At 54.4% G+C, this 6,451-nt stretch carries 7 protein-coding genes; 1 reads left to right on the forward strand and 6 read right to left on the reverse strand.

What is annotated here, in order from left to right; translation table 11 throughout:
• Positions 1-58 precede the first annotated feature (58 nt).
• The gene (locus TH30_RS21495; protein WP_114100138.1) at positions 59-1,150 is read right to left on the reverse strand and encodes a TRAP transporter substrate-binding protein; all 1,092 of its coding nucleotides are present in this window, start codon (positions 1,148-1,150) and stop codon (positions 59-61) included.
• A gap of 182 nt (positions 1,151-1,332) precedes the next feature.
• Positions 1,333-1,836 (reverse strand): hypothetical protein, encoded by a 504-nt coding sequence (locus TH30_RS21500; protein WP_114100139.1) that lies wholly within the window; start codon positions 1,834-1,836, stop codon positions 1,333-1,335.
• Between the two features lie 221 nt (positions 1,837-2,057).
• Between TH30_RS21500 and TH30_RS21505 the strand changes: the two genes are divergently transcribed.
• Complete coding sequence (locus tag TH30_RS21505; protein ID WP_181850426.1) at positions 2,058-3,383, forward strand: globin-coupled sensor protein; 1,326 nt, start codon at positions 2,058-2,060, stop codon at positions 3,381-3,383.
• Positions 3,384-3,492: 109 nt separating this feature from the next.
• Here the strand turns inward: TH30_RS21505 and TH30_RS21510 are convergent, their stop codons facing one another.
• The 4 genes from TH30_RS21510 to TH30_RS21525 are packed head-to-tail and all read right to left on the reverse strand — an operon-like array spanning position 3,493 to position 6,156.
• Positions 3,493-4,461 (reverse strand): energy transducer TonB, encoded by a 969-nt coding sequence (locus TH30_RS21510; RefSeq protein WP_114100140.1) that lies wholly within the window; start codon positions 4,459-4,461, stop codon positions 3,493-3,495.
• 1 nt (position 4,462) lies between these two features.
• Positions 4,463-4,870 (reverse strand): ExbD/TolR family protein, encoded by a 408-nt coding sequence (locus TH30_RS21515; protein ID WP_114100141.1) that lies wholly within the window; start codon positions 4,868-4,870, stop codon positions 4,463-4,465.
• On the reverse strand, positions 4,867-5,256 hold the full coding sequence (locus TH30_RS21520) for an ExbD/TolR family protein (RefSeq protein WP_114100142.1): 390 nt from the start codon (positions 5,254-5,256) through the stop codon (positions 4,867-4,869). Before TH30_RS21520 ends, TH30_RS21515 begins: the two co-directional genes overlap by 4 nt.
• A 24-nt stretch (positions 5,257-5,280) precedes the next feature.
• On the reverse strand, positions 5,281-6,156 hold the full coding sequence (locus TH30_RS21525) for a MotA/TolQ/ExbB proton channel family protein (protein ID WP_114100143.1): 876 nt from the start codon (positions 6,154-6,156) through the stop codon (positions 5,281-5,283).
• Between the last annotated feature and the right edge of the window lie 295 nt (positions 6,157-6,451).

Consider the following 6,451-nt stretch of genomic DNA (forward strand, 5'->3'; position numbering starts at 1 on the left):
GCCCGAAGGCAGCCCCTGATCCTTGTGCCCGAATGGGGCACTATTATTAAGGTCAGTCCTAGTAGCCCCAGACCTTTGCACGGTGCAGAAGACCGGTTGCTTCGAATTCCTTGCCATAGCGTGCGGCTTTCTTGACGAGATCAAGATAGCTTGCCGCGATACGCCCCGACAGATCGTCCTTGGCCGCGATTTCATTGACAGCGGCCTTGGAATGTTCGGCCAGGGTCATGATGACTTCATCGGGGAACTGACGAACTTCAACACCCTTGTCGATCAGCGGCTGATAGGACTGGATATTGTTGAAGGTAAAGTCAGCCAGGGTGTTTTCCGAAATTGCCTGTGCGGCAAAGCGGATGATCGCCTGCAAATCGGCTGACAGGGCATCGAACTTGTCCTTGCCAACAAAGATTTCAAGGCCCGGGCCAGGCTCGTGGAATGCCGGGGTGTAGTAATATTTGGCAACCTGATACAGACCAAACGCCATATCGTTCCAGGGACCAACCCACTCGGCTGCGTCAATTGCACCAGACTGCATTGCCGGAAGGATCTCGCCCGGCGGGATCATGGTGACGTTGGCACCGGCACGGCGCATGGCTTCGCCGCCAAGACCGGCATAACGCATTTTAAGGCCCTTGAGGTCATCAAGCGAATTGATTTCCTTGTTGAACCAGCCACCAGCCTGCATACCGGAGTTACCGGCATAGAACGGTACAACGTTGAACTGGGCATAGGATTCTTCCCAAAGTTTCTGACCGTCGCCAAAACGCAGCCAGGCGGAAAGTTCCCAGGCTGTCAGACCGAACGGAATGGTCGAGAAGAAGTTCAGCGCCGGGTTTTTACCCTGCCAGTAATAAGGTGTACCGTGGGCCATCTCGACCACGCCCTGTTCGACGGCATCCATGCATTCGAACGGCGGAACGATTTCGCCAGCACCAAAGACAGAAATGTTCAGGCGGCCCCCCGACATTTCCTTGACCATGGCAGCGAACTTTTCAGCATTGGTGCCAAGGCCGGGCGTTCCTTTTGGCCATGGCATCACCATGCGCCAATTCAGGCTTTCCTGTGCGGAAACAACAGCCGGTGCAGCAACAGATGCGGCAACGACACCCGCGCCAAGACCGGCTCCTTTAAGGAACTGACGACGTTTCATTGGGATCCCCCTAGAATCTTGTGTTTTGGTGGTTTTTTGCGCAACCACCACCCTGCGGAAGGGGATTTTGGCTAAAAGGCGCTTCAGTTTCCACCATTTTTGCCAAAAGCAGGAAATATTTTTTCACCGACGCTACGGCATACTGACTTTGGCGTATCCGTCGGTGATCCCTGAAACCTCATCTAGCCAAGATAACGATTATAGTCGGCGATAAACTGTTCAACCGTCCCCGCCCCCAGCGGTGTGTTGTAATATTGCTTCCAATAGGCCGCCAGGCTGTTCAGGTCATTGGGGTCTGATGGCAATGCACCGGGTGCCCGGTAATAGCGAATGCGACACATCGCGGTTGCATAGGCAAGATTGCTTGCCAGTTGGGCCGCCTTGTCCGGGGCGCCATCGGTTGCCGCCGGTTGCGGCCCAAGAAAAGCATCGACCTTTGCCTTGAGTGCCGCGCGGCTCGAATAATCAAGATAATTGACATAGCAATCATCAAGAGTTGCCGGTTCCATCTGATAGATGCCCATGGCAGGGCCACCACCGACCTGTTTGATATAGTCGCCCAGATGACTTTCATGGGCAGCTGTTCCCAATAGCAGGTTCTCTGCGACATCCGATGCCGGAAGATCAAGTGCGGCCAAAACCGGCCGGACAATCATGGTTCGAAGCTGTTCACTGTTAATCGGCACGACACACCCCGTTCTATCTGTGACTACACAGAGCAGAGACGGGTCATTCGACTGTGTGTGAAGTTAATGCGCAAAAAAGCAGGCGACGTGCCCCCCTTCCAGATATTAAACTATATCCAATTGTATAGTTATCTCCCAAAAACCTAATACCAACCTATGAATTACGCCCCTATCGAGACTGAGAAAAATACGCCCTTCATTCATTGCCTGGGGACTATATTATGCATTCTGAAATTCGTCGGCGCCTTGAGTTTATTGGTTTTGACGATGCAAAGGCCAAACAGCTCAGACGTGCCTGGCCTGTCATTGAAAAAAGCCTTCCACCTATTCTTGATGAATTTTACCGAAGGGTCATGGCCCGTCCCGAACTGGCACAAATTGTCGGTAGTCAGTCCAATGTTACGCGCCTCAAGGAAGCGCAAAGCAAACACTGGGCCAAGCTGTTTGACGGAACGTTTGATGATTCATTCTATGAAGATGTCCGGCGTATCGGCAAGGCACATGAGCGGATCGGCCTGACGCCGGAATCCTATATGTCTGCCTATAACTTCATGCTGGGCGAGATTTCAGCACTTCTGTTCCGGCACTTCCATCGAGATTCTCAGGTTTCATTGATGGTGGTTGCCTCGATCAATGCCATTCTGATTGATGTCGAAATGGCCATCACCGTTTATTACGAAGAAACCCAGATAACCTATAATAACAAGCTTCAAGCCATGTCCAGGGAGTTCGAGGAAACCATTGGCACGGTTGTATCGGCCGTTTCAGCATCCGCCGAGGATATGACGAGCGCATCCAACACCCTGATTTCCAGCATGACCGAAACCCAGGACGAGGTCCAGAAGGCCCTGAGTGCAGCCGAACTTTCTGCGGACAATGCAACGACAGTTGCCGGGGCGGCGGAACAGCTTGATGGTTCGATCCGCGAGATTTCCAGTCAGGTATCACGCGCATCAACGATTTCGAACGAAGTCGAAGAATCCGTCAGGCGCACCTCGGACACCATCGAAACCCTGAATACCGCCGCAGACCAGATCGGCACGGTTGTTGATCTTATCGATAAAATCGCAAGCCAGACCAACCTGCTGGCCCTTAACGCCACAATCGAGGCTGCCCGCGCGGGTGAGGCCGGCAAAGGCTTTGCTGTTGTCGCAAGCGAGGTCAAGAACCTTGCGAACCAGACGGCAAAGGCAACAGGCGACATCACCGAACAGATCAATGCGGTGCAACAAAGTACATCAGCAGCCGTTTCAGCCATCCAGACCGTAGCAGGACAAATCAGCAATATTGTCGATTCCGTTACCGCCATTTCGGCCGCTGTCGAACAACAGGCTGCCGCCACCACCGAAATCAGCGGCAATATCAACGCGGTATCATCTGCAAATCAGGATGTGAATTTCAGCCTAGGCACCGTCAGCGACACCGCGACCAAAACCAGTTCAGTCGCATCCCAGGTGTTTGAAGTCTCCAAAACACTAAAGCAGAATTCCGAACGGTTGCGCACCGATGTGGATACATTCGTCACCAGACTGACTGCGCAATCCTGATCTTTATCCATTCAGCGAACGGGCGCGCGAACATTGTTCCTGCGCCCGTTTTGATTTGGTGATGGTTCGCCATCTACCATCTGCCGTTTTTGTCGGGCGGGTGCTTTGGCTAGCGCAGGTTATAGACCACCGGGACGGTCAGCATGATCTTGTCTTCGGTCATGGTATCGGGGAAAGGCGGAAATTGCCGCACCCGTTCGATCATGCGTTCCGTTTCACGATCCAGAATCTTTGATCCGCTTGAAGACAGCATTCTGGCCTCAAGCACCATGCCATCCCGGGCAATCACGATATAGATGCTGTTCTGGCCTTCGATGCCGCGGCGCTTGGCACGATCCGGATATTCGCGATAGCGGTTAAGCATCTGCAAGACAGAGGACTGGTAATCGACCATTGCCGCCTTGCTGGCCGCACCACCACCACTGCCATTTGATGCCGATGCGGCCTGACTTTTGGCGACTTCGCCCACTGTCCCCTCGGACTGGCTTGAATCCACCGGGCCCGTTGGTTGTTGAACCGGCTCGGTGGTTTTCTTGACCACCTCGGCGGTTTCAACCTTTTGGGTTGCCTCGACCCTAGTCACCGGCGGCTTTGGCTTCATCCGGACCGGAAGCACTTCGGCCAGTTGTTGAACCACAACCGGTTCAGGCTCAGGTTCAGGTTCAGGTTCAGGCTCGACTTCGGCGACTTCCTGAACGACCGGTTCGGGTATCGGCTCGGGCGCGACAATTTCGGGTTCCGGTTCGGGGACAAGTTCCGGTTCGACAATTTCTTCGGGTTCGGCGACGTCTTCGGGCTTTGGTTCAACGACGGGCTCAGACACCGGTTCCGGTTCCGGCTCGGTAACCTCGACAGGGTCTTCGGCGGCACGACTTTCGACAGAATCCGCGCTTTGTTCATCAATTTCGGATTCGCCGCTGACGGCATGCCCGGCACCCAGCGAGATACTGATAGTTTGAACCGATCCGGCCCCGCCCCACCCCGAAGGCTGCGGATCAGGCACGGCAAGAACGATCCCCCCGGTCAGAAGAATACCTGTAAGCCCGGTTGCGATCAGGAAATCAATGCGTTTTGACATATCAATCCTGTCCCGCTTCGATGGAAGTCATCAGCTGGACCTTATCTACGCCGAGTTCCTGCAACCGTTTCAGCAAGGCAACGACCTTCGCCCCCTCGGTTTCGCGGTCGGCGCGGATTTCAACCGGGCGGCCGATATAATCGACAGGCAGCATTGATGACAGACGGTCAAGCCCGCCCTTGAGGTCATCAATCCCGATATCGCCATTCTTGCCAAACCACAGAACAATTGTGTCTTCCGGGCGCGCTTCGGCGGTCTGGCTTGCCGGCGGGTCGATTTCAAAGGGGCCGAGTTTTTGCAGACTTCCGGCAATCATGAAAAAGATCAGAAGCAGAAAGACGATATTGATCAGTGGCAACATCGGTTCCTGGACCGGGGTATCGTCGGCAATCTGGATGCGGCGTTTCATTCGATGAACTCCACATCGGTTACGCCACCCTGTCCGAGCGCATCCATCACATCGACCAGATGTTGCAGACTGGCACCATTCACCGGGCGCAGACGAACGGGTGATCCGCCATAGTCACTTTGCAAGGCAGGAACCAGCCCGGACAGTGAAACAGCTTCGCCATTGATTGAAAGCCCGCCATTAGCATCGACATTGACCGTGACCGGTCGCACATCGCTTTGGCTGGTGGCCTTGCCATCGGTGATGCTGACCGACATCTCGAAACCCTTCCAGTCCAGGAAGCTTGATGCCAGCATGAAGAAAATCAGCAAAATGAAGACAACATCAATCAGCGGGGTCAGACCGATCATCGGTGATGAACCGCGATTTCGTTCGCGCAATTGCATAAGACGTATTCCGACGGATCTGGTTTATTCGGCAGCGTGGCGAAGTTCGGATACGTTGGACGCCCTTAAAGTGGCCTTGTGGGCAAGTTCGCCACGATTGACCACCATGGTGCAGACATCTTCCATAACAGCTGCTGCGCGGCTGATAACGCCCTGCATCCACATATGGAAGGCAGTTGCCGGAATGGCGACGACAAGACCGATCGCGGTCGTCAGAAGTGCCAGCCAGATACCGCCGGACAAAACAGACGGATCAATACGGCTTCCTGCACCTTCCATTTTCTGAAACGCCTCGATCATGCCCATCACGGTTCCAAGCAAACCAAGCAGCGGGCTGAGGACGGCAATCGCCGACATGACGCGAAGACCACCGTTCAGGTCGTCAATTTCCTTGCGCGCACGTGCTGCAATCAGATCGGACGCAGCTTCGCGGTCATCAGCCGATGATACAGACAATGAAAGACCCGAAAGCCCGATCCGGGCTGCCGGATGGCGACGACGCGACAAAAGGTTTGCCGCCTGTGCTTCGTCCCCTGCGCTCAGGTGACGTTCGACATCCTTTACAAAACCGTCTGCAAAGACGCCGCGGCGCAGGAACCCGACCAGTTTATAGAAAAACAGCACAATCCCGATCAACGCCATGGCGGCCAGAACCCAGCCAACCACACCCGCCTTGTCGACCTGCTCAATCACCGGCAACCCGACAAAGGCATCGGTCAGGGTATTTGACTGGGTTATTCCCGTCGTATCCACCGAAAGGCCGGTGTGAGGATCGACCATCACTGTCCCGTCTGCGGACAGGGTTCCGGTCGCAGACGCATCAGGTGCGAGTGCGCCATCGGAAGCAAGCGGGCTTTGCGCATCAACAGATGCGTCCAACGGATTTACAGGTTCAGGCATTTAACTTTTCCGATCACACAAACGATCCGCATCGGACGTCCTGCTCCGATGCATTTGAAACTGATTTGCATTCTTTACCGCAAATAGAATTGCGATGCAATCGCAACCAGAAAAATCTACAGGTCTTGATGCATGACAGCCCTGCTTCTTGCAAAAGAACGCAGGCAGAGATGCTCATGGAATGACAGGAAAACCGGATCAGGAAATGATGGCAAAAGCCGGATATGCAAAACCCCCGGAACTTCTGGGTTCCGGGGGTTTTGAATTGGTGAGCCCGACAGGATTCGAACCTGTG

Origin of the sequence: Thalassospira profundimaris (genome assembly GCF_003326795.1) — a bacterium.
In the GTDB taxonomy this organism is placed as follows: domain Bacteria; phylum Pseudomonadota; class Alphaproteobacteria; order Rhodospirillales; family Thalassospiraceae; genus Thalassospira; species Thalassospira profundimaris_C.

What these genes read in the sequence shown, in the direction of transcription:
- TH30_RS21495 (WP_114100138.1), bottom strand. Translation starts at nt 1,150, where the DNA reads ATGAAACGTCGTCAGTTCCTTAAAGGAGCCGGTCTTGGCGCGGGTGTC.
- TH30_RS21505 (WP_181850426.1), top strand. Translation starts at nt 2,058, where the DNA reads ATGCATTCTGAAATTCGTCGGCGCCTTGAGTTTATTGGTTTTGACGAT.
- TH30_RS21510 (WP_114100140.1), bottom strand. Translation starts at nt 4,461, where the DNA reads ATGTCAAAACGCATTGATTTCCTGATCGCAACCGGGCTTACAGGTATT.
- TH30_RS21515 (WP_114100141.1), bottom strand. Translation starts at nt 4,870, where the DNA reads ATGAAACGCCGCATCCAGATTGCCGACGATACCCCGGTCCAGGAACCG.
- TH30_RS21520 (WP_114100142.1), bottom strand. Translation starts at nt 5,256, where the DNA reads ATGCAATTGCGCGAACGAAATCGCGGTTCATCACCGATGATCGGTCTG.
- TH30_RS21525 (WP_114100143.1), bottom strand. Translation starts at nt 6,156, where the DNA reads ATGCCTGAACCTGTAAATCCGTTGGACGCATCTGTTGATGCGCAAAGC.